At 69.4% G+C, this 20,020-nt stretch carries 25 protein-coding genes and 1 tRNA gene; 24 read left to right on the top strand and 2 right to left on the bottom strand.

Annotated elements, in window-relative coordinates; genetic code table 11:
* Positions 1–272 precede the first annotated feature (272 nt).
* From ACIBKX_RS18875 to ACIBKX_RS18780, 20 genes are all read left to right on the top strand, one after another.
* Complete coding sequence (locus ACIBKX_RS18875; RefSeq protein WP_363275226.1) at positions 273–656, top strand: RNase adapter RapZ; 384 nt, start codon at positions 273–275, stop codon at positions 654–656.
* 168 nt (positions 657–824) lie between these two features.
* On the top strand, positions 825–1,598 hold the full coding sequence (locus ACIBKX_RS18870; protein WP_363275224.1) for a DUF4097 family beta strand repeat-containing protein: 774 nt from the start codon (positions 825–827) through the stop codon (positions 1,596–1,598).
* 124 nt (positions 1,599–1,722) lie between these two features.
* On the top strand, positions 1,723–2,010 hold the full coding sequence (locus ACIBKX_RS18865; protein ID WP_363275223.1) for a hypothetical protein: 288 nt from the start codon (positions 1,723–1,725) through the stop codon (positions 2,008–2,010).
* Positions 2,007–2,660 (top strand): GGDEF domain-containing protein, encoded by a 654-nt coding sequence (locus ACIBKX_RS18860; protein WP_363275222.1) that lies wholly within the window; start codon positions 2,007–2,009, stop codon positions 2,658–2,660. The genes ACIBKX_RS18865 and ACIBKX_RS18860 overlap by 4 nt, the downstream gene beginning before the upstream one ends.
* Complete coding sequence (locus ACIBKX_RS18855; RefSeq protein ID WP_363275221.1) at positions 2,657–3,646, top strand: DUF2637 domain-containing protein; 990 nt, start codon at positions 2,657–2,659, stop codon at positions 3,644–3,646. The genes ACIBKX_RS18860 and ACIBKX_RS18855 overlap by 4 nt, the downstream gene beginning before the upstream one ends.
* Entirely contained in the window at positions 3,646–4,026 is a 381-nt protein-coding gene (locus ACIBKX_RS18850) for an RRQRL motif-containing zinc-binding protein (protein WP_363275220.1), read from the top strand. The genes ACIBKX_RS18855 and ACIBKX_RS18850 overlap by 1 nt, the downstream gene beginning before the upstream one ends.
* A 2-nt stretch (positions 4,027–4,028) precedes the next feature.
* On the top strand, positions 4,029–4,346 hold the full coding sequence (locus ACIBKX_RS18845; protein WP_363275219.1) for a hypothetical protein: 318 nt from the start codon (positions 4,029–4,031) through the stop codon (positions 4,344–4,346).
* 2 nt (positions 4,347–4,348) lie between these two features.
* Positions 4,349–4,519, top strand: coding sequence for a pRL2-8 (locus tag ACIBKX_RS18840; RefSeq protein ID WP_363275218.1), 171 nt, complete (start codon positions 4,349–4,351; stop codon positions 4,517–4,519).
* Positions 4,513–4,842 (top strand): hypothetical protein, encoded by a 330-nt coding sequence (locus tag ACIBKX_RS18835; protein WP_363275217.1) that lies wholly within the window; start codon positions 4,513–4,515, stop codon positions 4,840–4,842. The genes ACIBKX_RS18840 and ACIBKX_RS18835 overlap by 7 nt, the downstream gene beginning before the upstream one ends.
* 80 nt (positions 4,843–4,922) lie before the next feature.
* The gene (locus ACIBKX_RS18830) at positions 4,923–7,151 is read left to right on the top strand and encodes a cell division protein FtsK (RefSeq protein ID WP_363275216.1); all 2,229 of its coding nucleotides are present in this window, start codon (positions 4,923–4,925) and stop codon (positions 7,149–7,151) included.
* Between the two features lie 141 nt (positions 7,152–7,292).
* On the top strand, positions 7,293–7,547 hold the full coding sequence (locus ACIBKX_RS18825) for a hypothetical protein (RefSeq protein ID WP_363275215.1): 255 nt from the start codon (positions 7,293–7,295) through the stop codon (positions 7,545–7,547).
* 16 nt (positions 7,548–7,563) lie between these two features.
* Entirely contained in the window at positions 7,564–7,749 is a 186-nt protein-coding gene (locus ACIBKX_RS18820; protein ID WP_363275214.1) for a hypothetical protein, read from the top strand.
* Complete coding sequence (locus ACIBKX_RS18815; protein WP_363275213.1) at positions 7,749–7,943, top strand: hypothetical protein; 195 nt, start codon at positions 7,749–7,751, stop codon at positions 7,941–7,943. The genes ACIBKX_RS18820 and ACIBKX_RS18815 overlap by 1 nt, the downstream gene beginning before the upstream one ends.
* A 14-nt stretch (positions 7,944–7,957) precedes the next feature.
* Positions 7,958–8,563, top strand: coding sequence for a hypothetical protein (locus ACIBKX_RS18810; protein ID WP_363275211.1), 606 nt, complete (start codon positions 7,958–7,960; stop codon positions 8,561–8,563).
* 3 nt (positions 8,564–8,566) lie between these two features.
* Positions 8,567–9,046 carry a hypothetical protein gene (locus tag ACIBKX_RS18805; RefSeq protein ID WP_363275210.1) on the top strand — a complete coding sequence of 160 codons (480 nt, stop codon included), beginning with the start codon at positions 8,567–8,569 and terminating at the stop codon, positions 9,044–9,046.
* 84 nt (positions 9,047–9,130) lie between these two features.
* Positions 9,131–10,345 carry a DNA cytosine methyltransferase gene (locus ACIBKX_RS18800; protein WP_363275209.1) on the top strand — a complete coding sequence of 405 codons (1,215 nt, stop codon included), beginning with the start codon at positions 9,131–9,133 and terminating at the stop codon, positions 10,343–10,345.
* Positions 10,342–11,220: a bifunctional DNA primase/polymerase gene (locus tag ACIBKX_RS18795; protein WP_363275208.1), complete on the top strand. Its 879-nt coding sequence runs from the start codon at positions 10,342–10,344 to the stop codon at positions 11,218–11,220. Before ACIBKX_RS18800 ends, ACIBKX_RS18795 begins: the two co-directional genes overlap by 4 nt.
* 157 nt (positions 11,221–11,377) lie before the next feature.
* A complete protein-coding gene (locus tag ACIBKX_RS18790) occupies positions 11,378–12,922 on the top strand; it encodes a YfjI family protein (RefSeq protein WP_363275207.1) in 1,545 nt (514 codons plus the stop codon).
* A 316-nt stretch (positions 12,923–13,238) separates the two neighbouring features.
* Complete coding sequence (locus ACIBKX_RS18785; protein ID WP_101400676.1) at positions 13,239–13,430, top strand: AlpA family transcriptional regulator; 192 nt, start codon at positions 13,239–13,241, stop codon at positions 13,428–13,430.
* Positions 13,427–14,884 (top strand): tyrosine-type recombinase/integrase, encoded by a 1,458-nt coding sequence (locus ACIBKX_RS18780; protein WP_363275205.1) that lies wholly within the window; start codon positions 13,427–13,429, stop codon positions 14,882–14,884. The genes ACIBKX_RS18785 and ACIBKX_RS18780 overlap by 4 nt, the downstream gene beginning before the upstream one ends.
* A gap of 131 nt (positions 14,885–15,015) precedes the next feature.
* Here the strand turns inward: ACIBKX_RS18780 and ACIBKX_RS18775 are convergent, their stop codons facing one another.
* Positions 15,016–15,213, bottom strand: coding sequence for a hypothetical protein (locus tag ACIBKX_RS18775; protein ID WP_363275204.1), 198 nt, complete (start codon positions 15,211–15,213; stop codon positions 15,016–15,018).
* 299 nt (positions 15,214–15,512) lie between these two features.
* On the opposite strand from ACIBKX_RS18775, the gene ACIBKX_RS18770 reads away from it, so the two are divergent.
* Positions 15,513–16,265: a hypothetical protein gene (locus tag ACIBKX_RS18770; protein WP_363275203.1), complete on the top strand. Its 753-nt coding sequence runs from the start codon at positions 15,513–15,515 to the stop codon at positions 16,263–16,265.
* A gap of 142 nt (positions 16,266–16,407) precedes the next feature.
* Here the strand turns inward: ACIBKX_RS18770 and ACIBKX_RS18765 are convergent.
* A tRNA-Arg gene (locus tag ACIBKX_RS18765) sits at positions 16,408–16,479 on the bottom strand.
* A 154-nt stretch (positions 16,480–16,633) separates the two neighbouring features.
* Between ACIBKX_RS18765 and ACIBKX_RS18760 the strand changes: the two genes are divergently transcribed.
* From ACIBKX_RS18760 to lysA, 3 genes are all read left to right on the top strand, one after another.
* The gene (locus tag ACIBKX_RS18760) at positions 16,634–17,134 is read left to right on the top strand and encodes a response regulator (protein ID WP_363275202.1); all 501 of its coding nucleotides are present in this window, start codon (positions 16,634–16,636) and stop codon (positions 17,132–17,134) included.
* A gap of 184 nt (positions 17,135–17,318) precedes the next feature.
* On the top strand, positions 17,319–18,530 hold the full coding sequence (gene nrtL / locus ACIBKX_RS18755) for an ArgS-related anticodon-binding protein NrtL (RefSeq protein ID WP_363275201.1): 1,212 nt from the start codon (positions 17,319–17,321) through the stop codon (positions 18,528–18,530).
* Positions 18,531–18,588: 58 nt separating this feature from the next.
* Positions 18,589–19,980: a diaminopimelate decarboxylase gene (gene lysA / locus ACIBKX_RS18750; protein WP_363275200.1), complete on the top strand. Its 1,392-nt coding sequence runs from the start codon at positions 18,589–18,591 to the stop codon at positions 19,978–19,980.
* The last annotated feature ends 40 nt before the right edge of the window (positions 19,981–20,020 follow it).

Raw genomic sequence — 20,020 nt, 5'->3', positions numbered from 1 at the left:
CGCACGACCAGGAGCCCCGCGTTGGACGGGGGGAGGGCACCGGACAGTCGCCTGTTTTAGGCGATCCCTTGGCAGTCCGGATGGCAGACCGAAAGGTCAGGTCTCTGCCTACAACGGGGCCCTAGCGAGCTGTTCCTTGATCCGGCAGCCGCGTCCCCGAAACGAGACCACTTAGCCACCGCAGTTGCCTGCGGCCGGTTGCCTCCTCCGCTCGTCTCGCACGAGCGGGGCTGAGGGGAGCCGGAACGCCCCTTCGCTTCCCGGGAGTACTCATGAGCGCTGCTGTTGAGATCGTCTCGTTCGGCTACCTGCACGCCGAGCCGCCCACGGCACACCTGACCATCGACCTGCGCCACCACTTCCGCGACCCGCACGTGTCGCCGGAACTCCGGTACATGACTGCCGACGACGAGCCGGTCCGCACGGCCGTCCTCAACACGCCCGGCATCACGGACCTGGTCGAGGCCACCGCCGCGGCGGTCTCCGCGTTCGCCTCTGGCCCAGGCGCCGGAACGGTCACCGTCGCCGACGGATGCGCCGGCGGCCGTCACCGCGCCCCCACTTTCGCTCGCGCACTCGCTGAGCGGCTGACCGCGGCAGGGCACTCCGTCAGCGTCCGACACCGCGACTTGGGCAAGCCGGTCGTCCAGCGCTGACGTCCTGCCCCTTCAACAGCCCCGACGGCAAGCCGGGTTCGACTCCCGGACGGGGCGCTACCCCTCCGCATGCGCGGCTCGGGGTCTCATCCGGGGCGGTCGCCTCTCGCCAAGGACCGCGACTACCCCGGCACTTCGCACGTCCCATCGACTTCCTGGAGCTCTTCCATGACCGAGCGCGTTTTCGACTCCAACACCTCCGGCCCGATCGTGCTGGGCATCTCGCTGCCGGTCGGCAGCGTCCGAGTCCAGGTCATCGACAGCCTTACGACTGCCCGCGTGGTCCTGCGCACCGACGACGCCACGGGGCCGGCGGCCGACGCCGTGAACCGCGCCCGCAGCACGCAGAACGGGCAGGCATTCGGTATCGAGGTGCCGGAGATGCCCGGCAACGTGATGGTGCAGAGCCGACGCGGCAACCGCATCGTGCAGAACTTCGGCACGGTCCACGGCTCGGTGACCGGCATGACCATCATCAACGGCCGCGTCGTCTCCGGTGGCACGAACAGCATGCAGACCGTCAGCCCGATCGAGGCCACGGTGTGCCTGCCCCCGCGCTCCTCCATCGCGGTGGTCTCGCAGTCCGCCGACGCGGCGGTCTTCGGCTACGTCGACCGGATCGAGTTCCGCTCCGTCTCCGGCGACCTGGACGCCGACGGCGTCCGAGAACTGCGGGCTAACACCACCTCCGGCGACATCCACGCCGGCCGCGTCACCGACCAGATCACCGCACAGTCGGTATCCGGTGACGTCGACGTGGACCTGTACGACGGCCGCGGCGCGACCCTGGGCACCACCTCCGGCGACATCACCGTGCAGGCCACCAGCGGCGCTGCCGGACACGTCAGCGCCAACAGCGTCTCCGGCGACGTCCGCATCTCCGGCGCCCGGCACCTGAACGTGTCGGCCAACACCGTCTCCGGCCGCGTCCGCAACCGCTGACCATCACTGCGGCGTAGCCGCGCCCCCGGCCGCGTACGCGGTCCGGTCTCGTCTTCCCGGGGCGGTCGCCTCTCGCCAAAGACCGCGACTGCCCCGGCATCCCTTCGATGTCAGGAGAACTGCTATGCGTACGTACATCGGCCGCCAACAGGCCATCTCTGCCGAGGACTTCGCGGAGCTCGCCCTCGGTACCCCCGTTGAGCTGTGGCTCGGGGTCGAGGGCGAGACGGACGAAGAACGCGCCGCCCGTGAGGACGCGGCGCGCGACATCCTCGCCGACAACCCGAACTTTCCCGACGACCTGGTCCGCATCGCGGCGCAGGTCATCGAGGAGAACCCGGACCTGTTCGACGTCGTCCCCCTGGTCCGCCCCGCTCGCCGGCGCACTGCACGCAAGGGGGGTGCGGCATGAGTGAGCTGCTGTTCGCCGCTGCGGCCGGAGTGCCGATGGCGGCCGGTTGGTCCCTGCATGCGCTGCGCCTGCGCCACCGCGTCGAGGCCGCCCGCCGTGACCCGCTCACCGGCCTGCTCACCCGCGACGCGTTCGCCGAGCGTGCCACGAAGGTGCTGGCGGGTGGTCGCAGCGCGGTCTACGTCATTGACCTCAACAAGTTCAAGGAGATCAACGACACCCACGGGCACGCGGCCGGAGACGTCATCATCGCGGCCACCGGCCGACGGCTGACCGAGTGGGCGGCCGTCAACCTGGCAACGGTGGTCCGCCTCGGGGGCGACGAATTCGCGGCTGTCGCCCGAGTGCTGAGCCTCGCGGATCTGTCCTGGACGCTCAATGAGCTGACCCGAGCCATCGAAGAGCCGGTGAGCGTCGACGGTCACACGCTCGCCGTGGGCGCTTCCATCGGCGCCGTCGCCTACGACCCGCGCACGGACGATGTCGACCTGTCCACGCTGCTGCGCCTGGCCGATGAGCAGATGTACGCGGCCAAGCGCTCCGGCGCCGACTGGCTGACGGCTCTGGACCTCACCCCGCAGACAGGAACGGTCAACAACCGCCGTGCCGGCCGCCCCGGTACGTCCGGCGGAACGGAGGCCACAGCATGACGACCACCCCCGAAACGCCCGCGCCCGGAGTGCCGCCGCTGACCCGCCCGGAGCTGGGACTCGCCGGAATCGGCGCGCTCGCCGCCGCTGCGGTCGGCGCGCTGGGACTGATCTCCTCCTTCGATGCGGTGTCCGCTGCCGCTGCAAGCTGGGGCTTCACCTCGCCGTGGATGCTGCCGGTCGGTATCGACGTGGCCATTCCGGTCTTCACCGTCGCCAACCTGCTGCTGATCCGCATGGATATGGCGCTCGCGTGGGTGCGGTTCGTGCCCTGGGCGCTGACGCTCATCACGTGCGGGCTGAACATCGCGGCCGGACACTCCCTGTCGGCCAAGGTCGCCCACGGCACGATGCCGCTGCTGTGGGTGGTCTTTTCCGAGATCGGCGCGCACATCTACGCCGTGCGGATCGGCGCGGCCACCGGCCGACGGATGGAGAAGATCCGGTTCTCCCGCTGGCTGCTCGCCTTCCCCTCCACCTTCGCGCTGTGGCGCCGCATGACGCTGTGGGAGGTCACCTCCTACTCCGAGGCACTGGCGCGGGAGAAGGAACGGCAGTTGGCCCGCGCCGACCTGCGCGAGCAGTACGGCCGCAAGTGGCGGTCCAAGACCCCGCGCCGCGAACGCGTGATGCTGCGCATGGGCGACCTCGCCCCCGCCACCGAAGAGACCACCCCCGCCCCGGCTGAGCCGCCGGCGCCTGCGGCCGACCCCAAGCCGCGCCCCCGCCGGCAGCCCGCCACCAAGACCAAGGCCAAGGCGAAGGCACAGCGCACCTTCGAGGAGCTGCTGACCGAGGCGCGCACGCTCACCGCGGAATGGACCGAGGCGGAGCTGACCGCGGACCGCATCCGCACCGCAGTGCACTGCTCGGCAACCAACGCCCGTGCACTGCGCGACGCGTTGAAGTCCGAGCGCGCTGAGGGCCGCCCGCTGCACTCCGTGGACGACGCGGAGGGCGAGGCGACCGAGGCTGAGGCCGCCTGATGCCCGCGGCCTTCGCCAAGTGCTACGACCCGGCCGGAAGCCAGTACGGCATCCCCACCTACCCGTGGCGCTACGCCCCCGACGGGCTTGCCACGCGCCGCCAACTGCGCGCCCGCGGCTTACGTCCGGGCGGTCAGCCGATCGCGGCTCAGGTGCTGCGCCCGCGCCACCGGCGCGGCCCGCTGGTCGCCTACCTCTACCGCATCGACCGCGCCAAGCCCGTCCGGCCGATGACGCCCGGCAAGCGGGCCGCGCTCGCCAAGGCGATGTGCGCCCGCCGCACCTGCCCGCAGTGCCGCACCGATGCGGGATACGTCATCCCGACCTCGATCGGCATGTGCGTGCCCTGCGCCTTCCCCGACACCCCGAGGAGGGGTTAACCATGGCCAAGCCCAACACCAGCCGCCTGGACCGCGAGATCCGGCAGACGGAACGCAAGCTCGAAGCGGTCCGCAAGGAAGAGATGTGGCCGCTCACCGGTCAGGAGCGGCGGGCGGTGATGCGGGCGCTCGCCGCAGGCTCGTACAAGGTCGTGCGAGGCAAGAGCACCGGCCGCGCGGAACGGAAGTTGGAGACGCTGTGGCAGTCGGTGCAGTCCCGGCTCACCGGGGAGCTGACCGCGTTGCAGAGCGAGCGGCAGCGGATCGTCAATGAGGCCGCCGCCGCCAAGGCCGCCAAGAAGTCCTCGGGGTGGTGGTGACCATGGCCGCCAAGGAGACGCCTCCGGGCCAGTGCCCGCAGTGCTGGCAGCACGCCCACGACCGGAGCATCCACCGCAGGCTCCGCCCCCGTGAGGACTGCCAGCCGTGCCTGGACCACATGAACAACGGCTGCCCGTACCTCGTGCCCAAGAGGAAGTCGAGCTGGTGGTGAACCTGAAACGGATCACCCGTCTCTTCCGCGGCTCGGGTGACTCGCTCGGTCGGCCGCTACCCGCCGACTCGGCGCGGGTCGTCTGCCTGTCCGGCAGCAAGTTCGGCGTGCACGGCGTGATCCCGGCGTCCTACGCCCGGTTCGAGGTCAGCCGACGCCGGGCCTGGGGCCACGACGTCCGCGCCTATCCGACCATCGGCCGTGATGGCACCCCGTTGACGGTCGTCTACACCCGCGTTGCCTACGTCGACGACCCCGGCCTTGAAGTCCTGGTCACGGTCTTCGAGTTCTCCGACGGCAGCGCGCTCCCGCCCGGCATGTAACCCCACGGGCCCGGCCGCTCACCTCCTACAGCGTCGGCCGGACCCGCTCTCCCTCTCACCCGAAAGTGGAAGGAATCTCAGTGAAGCACCCCGACGACGACAACGAACTCTTCAACCGGCTGGAAGCCGAAATGGTGGCTGACTCCGGGGGCGAGGTGGTCGACCTCGACAAGGCTCGATCGGCCCGCAACGAGTCGGCCGACCCGACCACCCGACCCGACTCCGACCCGTCGGCCGACCCCGAGAGCGGCCGGTCGGCTGCCGAGTCGGGCGACCCGACCACCCGCCGGTTGGTCGACCTTCCGACCGCCAAGGCGGCCGGTCCGGGCTACCTCGGTCGGCTGCTCGCCGCGCAGCGCCGGGACGTCGTTCCGGCGTGGCTGAAGTCCACGGCGGAGCTGAAGACCGCCACCGGATGGGTGGCCCGCCACTACGCCCACTCGGTCGGCTACCACGCGCTTCGCACGCCGGTCTACGCCGCGCGGCTCACGCTTCAGGCTCCGTCCGGGGCCGCGAAGTTCCTGGGCGGCACCCTGCGGTGGGTGGCCGACCGCGAGGGCGAACCGGTCCGACTCGCCGCGGTCCGACGTGAGGACGCGGTCGAGTACCTGAAGCTGTCGCGGCAGCGCGATGGTCGGGTCCGGCTCCGGACCCTGGTGGCCGTGCTCGCGATGTTCGTCGGGCTCGGCTCCGCGCTCGCCATGTACGTGCTTGCCCCCGACTGGCTTCAGGCGGTGTCGGTGAGCGCGGTCGTGATGGCGCTCGGGTTCGCCGGCCGCAAGGCGGACGACCCGGTCATCCACCGCGCGGTGGAGCTCCCGAAGGCGGTCAAGCTCACCTCGGACATCGTGCTGCGTGCGCTCGGCTCGCTCGGCATCCCCGCCATCAACCAGGCACAGGGCAAGGGACGGGATGGCTTCGAGTTCACCGCCCCGATCACGCGCGATGGTCCGGGGTGGCGTGCGGAGGGCAACCTCCCGTACGGCGTGACGGTCACGGACGTCATCGAGCGGCGCGACCGGCTCGCCTCGGGCCTGCGCCGGCCACTCGGGTGCGTGTGGCCCGAGGCGGTCCCCAACGAGCACACCGGACACCTGGTGCTGTGGGTCGGCGATCAGGACATGTCGACCTCCCGCAAGCCCAAGTGGCCGCTGCTGACCAGCGGTTCGGTGAACCTGTTCAAGCCCGTCGCCTACGGCACCGACCAGCGAGGACGCTGGGTCGAGGTCACCTTGATGTACATCGCGGGCATCATCGGCGCCATCCCGCGCATGGGCAAGACGTTCCTGCTCCGCCTCCTGCTGCTCATTGCGGCACTGGACCCGCGCGCCGAGCTGCACACCTACGACATGAAGGGCACCGGCGACCTGGACCCGGTCGGCAATGCCGTCTCACACCGGCACGCCGCGGGCGACGATGACGACGCCATCGAGTACGCGCTCAAGGACTTCCGGGCGCTGCGCGAGGAACTGCGCCGGCGCACGAAGGTGATCCGCTCGCTTCCGCGGGACATCTGCCCGGAGTCGAAGGTGACCAGCGAACTCGCCGACAAGCGCTCCCTTGGCCTGCACCCCATCGTGATCGGGGTGGACGAGTGCCAGGTCCTCTTCGAACACCCCAAGCACAAGGACGAGTTCGAGGAGATCGCAACCGACCTGGTCAAGCGCGGTCCGGCCACCGGCATCGTGCTCCTGCTCGCCACCCAGCGGCCGGACGCCAAGGCGCTGCCCACCGGCATCAGCGCGAACGCGTCGGCCCGCTGGTGCCTGAAGGTCATGGGCCAGCTGGAGAACGACATGGTGCTCGGCACGTCCGCCTACAAGCGGGGCGTGCGGGCGACCATGTTCGCCTGGGGCGACAAGGGCATCCACTACTTCGTGGGTGAAGGCTCCGACGCCCGGATCGTGGGCTCGGTCTACGTCGACGGACCCGGCGCCGACAGCATCGCCGCCCGCGCCCGCAAGGCCCGTGAGCAGGCCGGACTACTGTCCGGGCACGCGCTCGGGGAAGAGCCGGAGACGGACACGAGCACCGGCTACGACCTGCTCGCCGACATCCTCGCCGTCGTCCCCGCCAAGGAGACCAAGGCGTGGTCCGAGACCGTCGTCGCGCGGCTCGCCGAACTGCGCCCCGAGGTCTACGACGGATGGGACTCCGACGCGCTCGCCGCCGCGTTGAAGCCGCGCGGCGTCTCCACCGTCCAGGTGGGCCGCCGCATCGAAGGCAAGTTCACCAACAAGCGCGGCATCGACCGCACCCACATCACCGCAGCGATAGCGGAGCGTGACGGAAAGCGGGACGCGAGCTGAGTCTCCGGGGCCGCTATCGATAGCGCCACACCCTGCTATCGATAGCGGCCCCGATAGCGCCCCAAACCCGCGCTGATCAGGCCGCTAGCGCATAGCGGCCCACCTGCGGAAACCCCTGAAACCCGCCTGGAAGGGCGCTTCATGGCCTTCACCCTGCTCGCTATCACTCTCCTTCTCGGCGTGACTCTGTGTTACGCCGCTGTGTGTGCGGCCTCGCCGTTCGGCAACTGCCGCAAGTGCCGCGGCATGGGCCATGCGCTCAAGACCGACCGCAAGGGACGCCTCAAGCGCGGCAAGGACTGTCGCCGGTGCAAGGCCACCGGCAAGCGCATCCGCGCCGGCCGCTGGCTCTACAACCGCTGGGCGCGCATCTACCGCGCCGGCACCGCCAACTGACCCCGGGAGAGCAGCCATGACCCACAACCCCGAACGTCGTCAGCCGCCCGTCATCATCTGCCGCGACGAAACGGCGGACTTCCTCCCCGCCGACTCACAAGCCCGCCTCCGCACGGCGCCGCTCATCGTCGCCGACCTCCAGCGCCTGGCCACCGACATGGAGGCCCGGTTCACCAACCCCGCCCGTCCGGAGGACTCCTGATGATCCTGAACATCTCCGCCGTGCTGTTGTTCGGCGCCGCATCCGCCCTCGCCGTCAAGACCCGCTCCGCCGGAGGCGGCGCCGCCGTCGCGCTCTTCCTGTTCGGATTCTTCGCCGCCGGGACCGGCGCGTACGAGCCCATCCACAACCTCGTGCAGGCATCCGCAGACGCCCTCTCCGCCCTCGGCAAGTGACAGGAGAGATCCTCGTGAACGACCCCACCACCGCCCGGCACTGGCTCGCCGCTGCCGCGCCCAAGGCGGCACCCGCCATCGCCACCACGACCGTGCTCGCACTCGCCCGGATCTGGAACGCCAACGGCGCCGAACACTCCGTCGGCAACGCCGTACTCATGGCCGCGCTGTCCCTTGGGGCCGCTGCCGCGGGTGTGGTCGCGGGCAACGCCACCGGAGACTCCGTACTCGTCGGGACCGCGTTCGCCGCGTCCGGCGCGCTCGCCTTCGCCGGGGTCGCCGGATACTCCGACGGACTGTCGCTGCCGCTGCTGCTGTGGTCCCTGGCCACCGCCGGCGCCTACGGACTCGCCGCCCGCTACTGGCGCACCGACCGGCGCGAGCGCGTCGCCCACGAGCGGGACATGACCGAGCGGCGCGAGAAGTACGCCCACGTCGAGCGCGTCGAGACCCTGCGCGCCACGACACAGATCGAGGTGGCCCGCACCGGTGCCACCTACGCCGAACAGCTCGCGCAGGCACTCGTCACCCGCGCCACGCTGCCCGGCTTCGACCCTCGGACCGTCGAGGCCGCGGGTCTGCCGCACCTGCCCGCCATCGAGACCAGCAAGGAGCAGTAAGCCATGTTCGAGATCCGCATCATCTGCGACCCCGCCGACACCGAACCGATCGTCGCCGCGCTGGACCGCACGTTCACGACCGGCACCGTGAGTGTCTACCCCTCCCGTGACCGCAAGCGGAACCGCCTCTACGCCCGTGCCGAGTACAAGCCCGCCGACGCAGAGCCCACCGCATCCTGGCCCACCCCCGAGGAGTCGTACGCCAGCGCCCCCAGCATCAACAGCGAGATCGGCTGGGTCGCGCGCACCCTCGCCCACAGCGAGTGCTTCACCGAGCTGGGGCGTGACTTCTACCTGCGCAAGGCCGCGCTGCTGGACCGCATCGCGCTCCTGGACGAGCCCGACGCCCCGGACGGTGACGCCACGGCGACCGCTGACGCGGCGGCCGTGTTCTTGCTGGACATGGACCAGGCGGGCCCGTTCTACGACCCGCGCGCCTACGTCCGCCAGCAGTACGCCCACTCGCTCAGCGCCGAGCAGTAGCTGTGGCTGGGGCGGTCGCCTCTCGCCAAAGACCGCGACCGCCCCGGTTCTCCGTCCCTTCGACAGAAACAGGAGACCCCCAGCATGACCCAACCCACCCCCATCCGGCGAGACCAGACCCGGCCGCGCCTGCTGGCGCTGTGCGCCGGCTACGGCGGGCTCGAAGAGGCGATCCGCGCCGGGACCGGCGGTGAGCCGGTCGCGTTCGCGGAGAACGACGCGCACGCCTCCAAGGTGTTCACCGCGCACCACCCCGGGGTGCCCAACCTCGGGGACATCACCGCCGTGGACTGGGACCAGGTCCGCGATGTGCACGCGCCCGACGTGATCGGCGCCGGTTTCCCCTGCCGCAACATCTCCAACGCTGGACGAAAGGACGGGATCAATGGCCAGTGGTCGCGTATCTGGAAAAACGTCGCTCAGGCTGTGGGCGTCGTTCGACCGAGCGTCGTCTTCCTGGAAAACGTGGCGGCGCTCCGCTCGCGGGGGCTGGACGTCGTCGCCCAAGACCTGGCCGCGCTCGGGTATGACGCGCGGTGGACATGTCTACGAGCTGGTGACTCCGAGGTCGGCGCCCCGCACCCGCGGGATCGTTGGTTCGCAGTTGCCCATCCCGCTGATGCCGACCCCGACCAGCTCGGACGGCACTGGCGGCCCCGGAACATCGCCGAACCGCAGGGGCGGACTGAACCTGCGCACCGCCGTCACGAAGCTGCCCCCGCCCACCGACTGAGCCTCCTGCCCACCCCTAAGGCGTCCGACGGACCGCACGGCGGACCCAACCAACGCGACGCGAAGGGCAACTACTACCTGCCCGGAGCCGTCGTACACCTCCTGCCGACCCCGCGCGCCGCCGCCGACCGCACCAGCCGGCGGTCGGCCATGGCACGGCGCTCCCGTTCGGCCCCCTCGTTGGAGCAGGCGATCGAGATCGCAGACGGCACCCTTCCGCGAGAATTGCGCACGTGGAGCGAGGCACCCCGGTCCTGGCAGCCCGAACAGCTTGATCAGGAGTGGGGCAAGTACGAGTTGGCGATTCGTCGATGGGAGCGGGTCCTGGGGCGCCCGGCACCCCTGCCCACCGAACCCGGCACCCGCGGCAACCGCCGCCTGTCCCCTCAGTTCGTCGAGTGGATGATGGGGCTCCCCGCCGGCTGGGTCACCGGTGTGCCCGACATCCCCCGCAGGGAACAACTGAAGATCCTCGGCAACGGCGTGGTGCCCCAACAGGCCCACCACGCCTACGGCCTGCTCTTGGGCGCACACGTCCCCGCGCGCCTGGAAGGGAGGGCGGCATGACCGCCACCCGCTCCCACCTGCTCACCGCGCTTGAACTCGCTGTGGCCGGTGTGCCGGTACTGCCGCTACGTCAGGGCAAGGTGCCGTTCGGGAACTGCCGTGCGTGCGCCAAGAACGCGTGCGGCGGCCGGCCGAACATGAAGCGCGCGGGCGCCTGCCGATGCCCTGCCCCCTGCCACGCGTGGGCGGCAGCCACCGCCGACCGGAACGTCGTCGTCTCCCCTCTGTGGGGGGCGGCTTGGGAGCGGGCGGTCTGTGTTGGCTACCACCCCGGAGGGGCGGGGCTGACCGTGGTCGACCTCGACAACGGGCGGGCTGTCGCCTGGGCCCGCGAGACCCTGCCCGCCACCCGAACGGTGGCGACGACGCGCGGTGAGCACTGGCTCTACCGGGGCGTCATGGGCTCGCACAACGCGGTCCGGTCGGGCGTCGACATCAAGTCCCTGATGTCGTACGCCCGTTGGCTCGGTCCGGGCGCCGGCCGCATGGCCGATCTGCCGCCGGCCGTCCGCGCTCTGCTGGTGAGGGAAGAGACCACCCCCGCCCGCGGGGAGGTGGTCTCTTCCCTCCCCGAGCGCGCCACGTGGGACCGGACGGTTGCCACCGGATGCCGCCACACCGACGGCTACGTCCGCACCGGCCTGGAACGCGGCCTCACCCTCGTGCGCTCCCGCGTCGAATCCGGCGCCGGATCACAGGCGTTCGGCGTGGCCCGGTTCCTCGCCGCACAGCACACCGCATGCCCCGGCCCGTGCGGACTGGACGCCATCGGGGAAGAGATCGTGGCCGCGGCCGTCTCGGTAGGTGTCCCCGAGCCCTACGCCCGCCGCGCGGTCACCAACGGCCTCAGCGCGGCCGAGAGGGGCGCCGCATGACCTATAAGCCCTTCAATCCCCCGAAACAACGTCAGAACGCCACACAGGCCGCTCCACGGGCCACCGTAGGCGACCGAAGGAACGTCGCCGAAGGCGTCCGCACTGCTCTCGGCTCTGACCCGCACACCGGCGATCCCACCGAAGGGAGGACAGTCTCATGACCGCACAGCCTGTGGACAGCACCGACCTGTGGGCCGGACTGCCCACCCTCGACGAACCGCCCGCACCCGTGTGGGAGGACCCCGTCCCCCTCGCCGGACCCCGCAAGCTCGCCCCCTTCCCCACCGCCTCGCTGCCGGGCTGGCTGCGAGAGTTCGTGGCCGCGGTCGCCGAGGAGACACAGACCCCCGTCGACCTCGCCGGATGCATCGCACTGTCCGTGCTCGCCACCGCGGCGGGCGGCAGGGCAGTGGTGCAGGTGCGCGGGCACTGGCGCGAGCCCACCAACCTCTACGTCGTCGTCTCCCTGCCGCCCGCCAACCGCAAATCCGCCGTGTTCGGCTTGCTCACCGACCCGCTGTACGAGGCCGAACAGCAGCTCCGCACGCTGACCCAACCGGCCATCGTGGAAGCCGAGATGACCGCACGGCTCGCCAAGGAGGCAGCCGACAAGGCCACCGCCAAGGCGGCATCCGCGAGCGCGGACGAGCGCGATGAACTGGTCTCCACGGCGATCGCGCTGGCGCAGACCGCGGAGAGCGTCAGCGTGCCGGCCAAACCACAGTTGCTCGCCGACGACACCACCGCCGAGACGGTCACCTCCCGCATGGCGGAGCAGGGCGGCCGGATCTCCGTCATGTCCGCGGAGGGCGACATCTTCGACATCATCGCCGGACGCTACTCCGGCAAGCCCAACATGGGCGTCTTCCTCAAAGGCCATGCCGGAGACCGGCTCAAGGTCGACCGGCAGACCCGCGAGGAATACATCGAACACCCCGCCCTCACCATGGGGTTGTGCGTGCAGCCGCAGGTCTTGGACGACATCGGACGTCAGGACGGGTTCAAGGGCCGCGGCCTGCTCGGCAGGTTCCTCTACTCGGTTCCCGAGTCGCTGGTCGGCCGCCGCAAGATCGAGCCGGACCCCATCCCCGAGCAGGTGATGGAGACCTACCGGCGTCACGTCCTCGACCTGACGCTGTTCCTCGCCGAGTGGACCGATCCGGCCCTCATCCAGCTCACCCCCGAGGCGGTCGCCGCCCTGAAAGCCTTTCAGGCGCGCGTGGAACCGATGCTGGAAGCCTGCGGCGGCATCATGGGCCAGATCGGCGATTGGGGCGGCAAGTTGGTCGGCGCCACCGCGCGCATGGCCGCCCTGCTCCACCTCGCCGAACACCTCACCAAGGGGCACATGGTGCCCGTGGCGGAAGCGACCATGCGCGACGCGATCGGGCTGGCGGAGTACTTCATCAGCCACAGCCTCGCCGCGTTCGACTCCATGGGCGCCGACCGCATCGTCGAGCGCGCCCGCACCGTGCTGGAAGTACTCCACGCCCACGGGTGGCGTGAGGTCAGCAAGCGGGACCTGATGGTCAAGCTCTCCCGCTCCGAGTTCCGCACCGCCAACGACCTCGACCCCGTGCTGGCCCTGCTGGAAGACCACGGCTACGTGCGCGCCCAAGCCGTCCAGCGCACCGGAGGACGCGGCCGGCCGCCCTCCCCCCGCTACCTCATCCACCCCCGGCTGACCGACCCGACCGCCTGACCCCCGCCACAGAAACCACAGAATCACAGAAATAACCCCGGCAAGCCCCTGACCAGCACAGACAGCCCCGGCAGGGGCTTGCGGAGTGCTGCCACAGAAACCAACCGAGAAGCCACAGAAATAGCCCGGCACCGGCAGCGCCGGTCCGGCCGCCTATTTCTGTGGAACTTTCCGCGATTTCTGTGGCAGCCCCCACCGTGCGGCATCACCGCAGGTCAGCCCACCAATCCAGGGTTTCTGTGGTTTTCGTGGTTTCTGTGGCGGGCTCTCGGCTGGTCCCACCACCTTCCCTTGCTCTCTCGCCCAAGGAGGAGTCGTGGCCAAGCCCCGCGACGAGATGCTGACCATCCCCGAAGTGATCGAAGAGATAGGCGTACCGCGAGCGACCTTCTACCGCTGGCGGCAGTACAAGAAGGGCCCGAAGTCCATCAAGCTCCCGAACGGCGCAGTGCGCATTCGCCGGTCCGAGCTGAGTCGGTGGCTCCAGACGCTGGAGGAGAGCGCGTGACGAAAGACACCGACAACGGGGCCGAGCAGAACAACCGCCCTGCCCCGGACGGGTTTTCGCTCGATGTGCGCCTCTGGAAAGTGACCAAGGCGCAAAGCAAGACCCGCCCCTACCAACTCCGTTGGAAAGTCGGAGGAAAGGTCAGTAGCGCCACCTTCGCCACGGTGGCTCTCGCGGAGAGCCGTAGATCTGAACTGTGGCAGGCAATGCGCCGTGGCGAGGCATTCCGCATCGCGGACGGGCTGCCTGAATCCGAGGTACGGGCCGAGGCGAGTGCGGAGCAAGCCCGTGAGGAACTTCCCTGGTTCGCATTCTGCCGCGAGTACATGGCGATGCGCTGGCCGACCGCTGCGGCCAAGACCCGTGAGGGAATCGCCGACGGGCTCGCAGCGGTGACGCTGGCCCTGGTGGAGCAGGAACAGAAGATGCCGTCACCGGAAGAGCTGCGCCTCGCCTTCCGATGGGCTGTCATTCCCAAGAACGCCGAACTTGACCCGCCGGAGGAACTTGAAGACGCCTACGGGTGGATCTCCAAGAAATCGCTTCCCGTCTCCTCGCTGGAAGACCCGAAGATTCTCCGCGACGTTCAGTATCGGATCTCCTTCAAACTGGACGGCACCCCCGCGGCGGGGGAGACCTCCCGCCGTCGTCGGCGCGCGCTCAACACGGCGGTTGAATACGCCATCGAGCGCAAGCTTCTGACAGAGAACCCACTCACCGCCCTCAAGAAGGTGAAGAGTTCCTCATCGGACCGTGTGGACCCCCGTGTTCTCGTGAACAAGACGCAGGCTGCTCAACTCCTCGCCTCGGTCTCGTACGTCGGGACATGGGACCGAAAGAAGGGCCGGCGCCTGGTGAGCTTCTACGCGGTCATGTACTTCGCGGGGCTCCGCCCCAGTGAGGCTGTGGGCCTCAGGAAGGCTGATTGCTTCCTCCCAGAGAAGGGGTGGGGCGTTCTGACGCTCCACGACACGCACCCCGTGTCTGGCAAGCAGTGGACAGACAGCGGAGAGCGACACGACAAGCGCGGTCTGAAGTCGAGGGAGGCCAAGGAAGACCGGCCAGTCCCGATCCCTCCGCCGCTCGTGGCCATGCTCCGTGCCCACCTGAAGGAGTTCGGCACGGCCAAGGACGGGCGGCTCTTCACGAACGAGCGGGGCGGTCTCGTGGGCAGCAGCACCTATTGGCGCGTGTGGCGGGACGCTCGGGAGTACGCGTTTCCGCCGGACCTTCAGGCATCCATCCTCGGGGGACGCCCGTACGACCTGCGGCACACCTGCATCACCACGTGGCTGAACGCCGGCGTGCCCGTGGCCGAAGTCGCCCGTCGGGTGGGCAACTCGCCCGAGGTGATCCACCGCGTCTACGAGGGATGTATCTACGGCCAGGAGGAGGCCATGAACAAGAAGATCGAAAAAGAACTCGACTGGCAAGAGGAGCGAGGTGGTAACTGAGCCTTCCCCCTGGTTGCCGATGCAGTGAATGCCGGCTGCGAGCCGTTGCCTGGCATTCACTGCTGGGCGGGGGAGCATGCTGTGCCTCACGAGCCGCACTGGTCCAGGCAGAGTGAAGGCACATTCGTCGATCAACCGGCGACGAACCTTCGAACTGTGATCCCAAGTGCGGCGGCGCCCATGAAGGCCGTGCCACCTGCTGCCAGGGCCCCGGACACCTGCATGCCGGTGCTCCAAAAGATGCCTGTAGTAGCAATGGCGATGGTCAGGGAGACGGTCATGATGATCGCTGCCCAGAGACCACGGAGTGACGTGTCGATGTTGGCCATGATGCGTAGGTCCTCTCGAACGGATTCAGGGGTTCGTAGCGACTAGGTATCTGGCGGTCGCTACCCATGCAGAGAGGCTCTCAGGAGGTAAAGACGCAGGTCAAATGGGCTGTAGCGCGTTTGTGAAGGAGGGTTATTGCGTTAATGCAGGGAGGCTTTGTCCCCTTCGCTGTACCTATTTTGCAGCTGTGCTGCTGCATTTTGAGGGCTGTGCTGGAATCCTTATAGGAAGAACGGCCATGACCCCCGGACCCCGGTACCCCCGCACCCCTGTTTCTCCTGCAGGAAGGTAAAAAATCTTGGAGAATCCCGACCTGCGCGCCGATGCGATAGATCTCTTGCGGGGAGCAGCGACAAGGTCTAAGCGCTCCGTGGTGCCGTTTCCGCCGGAGTTCGTCACCGCCAAGGCGGGGCAAGGGCGTGCCGCACCGCTGGCTCGCATGATTCAAGGCGGCCGCGGGGGCTCTGTCAGGCTTCGGCTCTACATGTGCATCACGATGATGGCTACGAGGCAGCCCTTCGATCTCAAGGCGCCGCCCAAGCCGAAGTCGTGGGCGAAGCTGCTGGCCCTGGATCCGACGAAGGGCGATCGGAACGTGGTGCGCGGCCTGAAGTGGCTTGCGGACAACAAACTCATCAAGCTGACCCCGCGTTGGGGTGGTCCGCCTGCGATCACTCTGCGCAGCGCCGATGGGAACGGGCGCGAGTATGTCCGCCCCATTGAGCAAGGCCGGTATATCCGAGTGCCTGTGGAGTTCTGGACGGAAGGCTGGGTGCTGGAGCTGTCACCGACAGCGATCGCACTGCTGCTTGTTCTCATGGATGCGCTGGGCGGCCACAGTGAACCCCAGTACGTCTCGACAGAGAGGCGTCGGCTCTACGGCCTCTCCCACGACACCTGGACCAAGGCAACCAAGGAGCTGCAGAAGCACGACCTGCTGACCGTACGGCGAGACTCGCAGGGAAGCTTCTACGACTACGAGCGGATGAGGAACCTCTTCTGGCTTGACGTTGATCGACTCAAGGAGCCGCCTGAGCAGTCTCCGAGTTGAGGCCAGACGGTCCCTCTATCGCAGGTCTATCGCGATCAGCGCGCAGCAACAACAAAGAGCCGGACTCAGTGAGACTGAGTCCGGCTCTTTGTTCAAGGCATCAGCGCTGGTCAACCGCTAGATCGAGCTGGTCGAAGCGAAGTGCCCCCGGCAGGATTCGAACCTGCGCACACGGCTCCGGAGGCCGTTGCTCTATCCCCTGAGCTACGGGGGCGTCCGCTACGCGGTGCGTGGCGACGGGTAGAACCCTACCAGCTCCTACGGGCTCCCCATGAACAGGTATTTCCCTGCCTTCGTGGGCGCCGGAGGCGGCACATCCGCATCGTCTGTCCCCGGCGTCACCTCGGACTCGCCCGCACGGGGCGGAAGTGGGGAAAACCCGGACGCGGCGGTGTCGCTCGACCTACTCTCGAGTTGTGTCAGGCGTGCCCGGCCGCGTGCTTGTTGTGGACGACAACAAGGTCATCCGGCAACTGATCAGGGTCAACCTCGAGCTGGAGGGCTTCGAGGTCGTGACCGCGGCTGATGGTGCCGAATGCCTGGACGTGGTGCACCAGGTCAGGCCCGACGCGGTCACCCTGGACGTCGTGATGCCCCGCCTCGACGGGCTGCGGACCGCCGCGCGGCTGCGTTCCGATCCACGGACCCGGCATCTGCCCCTCGTCATCGTCAGTGCCTGTACGCAGTACGAGGTCGAGAGCGGGCTCGAAGTGGGCGTCGACGCCTTCCTCGCCAAGCCCTTCGAACCCGCCGAACTCGTCGGCATCGTCCGGCAGTTGCTCGAGCGCGGCCCCGGTCGCGATCCACTCGGCGGAGAGCGCGGCGGGACGGGTGAGGCGGAGCGTGCCGGTCGCAGCACGGGTGGCTGAGCGCGGATCAGGGGAGCGGCTGAGCGTGGGTGGTGGCTGAGGGTGACTCCGTTGGGCTTTGCCGCGCTGCGTCGCCGTGCCCAGCCCTCCGGTGCCTAGCCGCGTCGCCCCGCCCCGTCCACATCCCGGACCATCCGGGAAACCAGGTCGCGTCCCTACCCCCCTCCTCCCATACGCTTGTCCCGTGACCCCCGTCGAGCTCTCCCGCACCGTGCTGCGCGCCATGCGTCGCGCCGTCGATGACGGGGAGCTGCGTGACGTGGGCATGATCGGGGCGGGGAAGGTCGTCGTTGAGCGGCCACGGCCCGGAGGGCGGGGGGACTACGCCACCAACGTCGCCCTGCAGGTCGCCAAGGCCGCCGGGCGGTCACCTCTGCAGGTCGCCGAGATTCTGTCGCCGCGCATCGCCCGCGAGCCCGGCATCGCCGGCATCGACATCACCGGGCCCGGGTTCCTCAACATCACCCTCGCCGAGAGCAGCGACCACGGGGCCGCTCTCGTGCGGGATGTTCTTGACCGCGGGGCCCGCTATGGGCACGTTCACCCCGGCCCCGGCTCCGGCTCCGGCCCCGGCCCCGGCACAAACACCCAGTACCTCCACTTCCCCCGCGAACCCCGCGCCGCCGTCCTCGCCGACGCCCTCCGCCGCATCCTCCACTCTCAGGGCTGTCCCGTACGGAGTACCTGCAGCGACGCGCCCGACCCCGCGTGGGGCGCCCTCGGCGTACACATCGATGAGATCGACCGGATCGGCGAGGCCGACGGGATCGACCGGATCGACGGGGACGAGCACGCCTCCCACCGCGCCATCACCCTCCGCCCCGTCCCCGCCCCCCACGACCCCACCCCCCTCGGCCGCGACGCCGCCCGCTGGGCCCTGCTCTATCCGGCCGGGCACGACCAGCCCCGCATCGAAGCGAGCGAGACCCTCGCCCAGCGCGAGAGCAATCCCCGCATCGAAGCCGGCCACCACCTCGCCCAGCGCGAGAGCAACCCCCTCTTCCGGGTGCGGTACGCCCACTCCCGCAGCCGAGCCCTCCTCCGTAACGCCGCCGCCCTCGGCTTCAGCAGTGAACCCGGCGCGACCACCGAAGCCGTAGACGCCGCCCCCGAAGCCGTACCCGCCGCCGCCCTCGAAGCCGCCCTCCTCGACCGCCTCGCTGAGTACCCCCGCGTCCTCGCCACCGCCGCCCGTCGGCACGCCCCCGACCGGCTCGCCCGGCATCTCGTCGACACCGCCGACGCCTTCCTCGCCTTCCAGCCGACCGTCCTGCCGCGCGGGGACGAGAAACCCCTGGCCGCCCACCGCGCCCGGCTCGCGCTCGCCGAAGCCGCCGGGACGGTGCTCGCAGGCGGCCTGTCCCTGCTCGGCATCAGTGCCCCCGAGTATCTGTGACACGTGAGTACGTGAAGATGACACGTGAACGTGAAGACGTGAGAGAGACGACTGCGCCATGAGCCGTTCCGCACACCCCGCCGGGCCCCGCCACGCCGACGTACTGCCCGAAGGGCACTACGCCGCGCCGCCCGCCGACCTGAACTCCCTCGACCCCAAGGTCTGGGCCCAGACCGTCAGCCGTAACGCAGACGGTGTCGCCACCGTCGGCGGCATCGAAGTGACCCGGCTCGCCGAAGAGTTCGGCACCCCCGCCTACTTCCTGGACGAGGCCGACTTCCGCGCCCGCTGCCACGCCTGGCGCGGTGCCTTCGGCGCCGACGCCGACGTCTTCTACGCCGGCAAGGCCTTCCTCTCGCGTGCCGTCGTGCGGTGGCTGCACGAGGAGGGGCTGAACCTGGATGTGTGCAGTGGGGGCGAGCTCGCCACCGCCCTCGACGCCGGGATGCCCGCCGAGCGCATCGCCTTCCACGGCAACAACAAGACCCCGGACGAGATCGAGCGCGCCATCACCGCCGGCGTCGGACGCATCGTGCTCGACTCCTTCCAGGAGATCGTGCGCGTCGCGCACATCGCCGAGCGGCTCGGCAAGCGGCAGCGCGTGCAGATCCGTGTGACCGTCGGCGTCGAGGCGCACACCCACGAGTTCATCGCCACCGCCCACGAAGACCAGAAGTTCGGGATCGCTCTGGCCGGGGGACAGGCCGCCGAGGCCGTGCGCCGGGCCCTGCAGCTCGACGGGCTCGAGCTCATCGGCATCCACTCCCACATCGGCTCGCAGATCTTCGACATGGCGGGCTTCGAGGTCTCCGCCCGGCGCGTCGTGCAACTGCTCGCCGAGGTGCGGGACGAGCACGGCATCGAGCTGCCCGAGATCGACCTCGGCGGCGGCCTCGGCATCGCGTACACCTCCGACGACGATCCCCGTGAGCCCCACGAGATCGCCAAGGCGCTCGGGGAGATCGTCACGCGGGAGTGCGAGGCCTCCGGCCTGCGCACCCCTCGTATCTCCGTCGAGCCCGGGCGCGCCATCGTCGGGCCCACCGCCTTCACCCTGTACGAGGTCGGCACCGTCAAGCCGCTCGAAGGGCTGCGTACGTACGTCTCCGTCGACGGCGGCATGTCCGACAACATCCGTACCGCGCTCTACGACGCCGAGTACACCGTCGCCCTGGTCTCGCGCGAGTCCGACGCCGAGCCCATGCTCGTACGCGTCGTCGGCAAGCACTGCGAGAGCGGGGACATCGTGGTGAAGGATGCGTTCCTGCCGGCTGATCTGGCTCCTGGTGATCTCATCGCCGTGCCCGCCACCGGTGCCTACTGCCGTTCCATGGCGAGCAACTACAACCACGCTCTTCGCCCGCCCGTCGTCGCCGTGCGCGACGGCGCGGCGCGGGTGATCGTCCGGCGTGAGACGGAGGAAGATCTCCTGCGTCTCGATGTCGGTTAATGAAATAGATGTCTCATGATTCGGACAAGGGGCAGAAACT

Origin of the sequence: Streptomyces sp. NPDC050658 (assembly GCF_044457025.1) — a bacterium.
Taxonomy (GTDB): Bacteria; Actinomycetota; Actinomycetes; order Streptomycetales; family Streptomycetaceae; genus Streptomyces.
Note: the sequence above shows the minus strand (reverse complement) of the source record. Positions and strands in the feature narration are given on the sequence as shown.

Excerpts from the sequence above, each read along its gene's own strand:
- ACIBKX_RS18875 (WP_363275226.1), top strand. The coding sequence starts at position 273 with ATGAGCGCTGCTGTTGAGATCGTCTCGTTCGGCTACCTGCACGCCGAG.
- ACIBKX_RS18870 (WP_363275224.1), top strand. The coding sequence starts at position 825 with ATGACCGAGCGCGTTTTCGACTCCAACACCTCCGGCCCGATCGTGCTG.
- ACIBKX_RS18850 (WP_363275220.1), top strand. The coding sequence starts at position 3,646 with ATGCCCGCGGCCTTCGCCAAGTGCTACGACCCGGCCGGAAGCCAGTAC.
- ACIBKX_RS18855 (WP_363275221.1), top strand. The coding sequence starts at position 2,657 with ATGACGACCACCCCCGAAACGCCCGCGCCCGGAGTGCCGCCGCTGACC.
- ACIBKX_RS18865 (WP_363275223.1), top strand. The coding sequence starts at position 1,723 with ATGCGTACGTACATCGGCCGCCAACAGGCCATCTCTGCCGAGGACTTC.
- ACIBKX_RS18805 (WP_363275210.1), top strand. The coding sequence starts at position 8,567 with ATGTTCGAGATCCGCATCATCTGCGACCCCGCCGACACCGAACCGATC.
- ACIBKX_RS18840 (WP_363275218.1), top strand. The coding sequence starts at position 4,349 with ATGGCCGCCAAGGAGACGCCTCCGGGCCAGTGCCCGCAGTGCTGGCAG.
- ACIBKX_RS18800 (WP_363275209.1), top strand. The coding sequence starts at position 9,131 with ATGACCCAACCCACCCCCATCCGGCGAGACCAGACCCGGCCGCGCCTG.
- ACIBKX_RS18815 (WP_363275213.1), top strand. The coding sequence starts at position 7,749 with ATGATCCTGAACATCTCCGCCGTGCTGTTGTTCGGCGCCGCATCCGCC.
- ACIBKX_RS18775 (WP_363275204.1), bottom strand. The coding sequence starts at position 15,213 with ATGGCCAACATCGACACGTCACTCCGTGGTCTCTGGGCAGCGATCATC.
- ACIBKX_RS18820 (WP_363275214.1), top strand. The coding sequence starts at position 7,564 with ATGACCCACAACCCCGAACGTCGTCAGCCGCCCGTCATCATCTGCCGC.
- ACIBKX_RS18790 (WP_363275207.1), top strand. The coding sequence starts at position 11,378 with ATGACCGCACAGCCTGTGGACAGCACCGACCTGTGGGCCGGACTGCCC.
- ACIBKX_RS18860 (WP_363275222.1), top strand. The coding sequence starts at position 2,007 with ATGAGTGAGCTGCTGTTCGCCGCTGCGGCCGGAGTGCCGATGGCGGCC.
- lysA (WP_363275200.1), top strand. The coding sequence starts at position 18,589 with ATGAGCCGTTCCGCACACCCCGCCGGGCCCCGCCACGCCGACGTACTG.
- ACIBKX_RS18825 (WP_363275215.1), top strand. The coding sequence starts at position 7,293 with ATGGCCTTCACCCTGCTCGCTATCACTCTCCTTCTCGGCGTGACTCTG.
- ACIBKX_RS18795 (WP_363275208.1), top strand. The coding sequence starts at position 10,342 with ATGACCGCCACCCGCTCCCACCTGCTCACCGCGCTTGAACTCGCTGTG.
- ACIBKX_RS18845 (WP_363275219.1), top strand. The coding sequence starts at position 4,029 with ATGGCCAAGCCCAACACCAGCCGCCTGGACCGCGAGATCCGGCAGACG.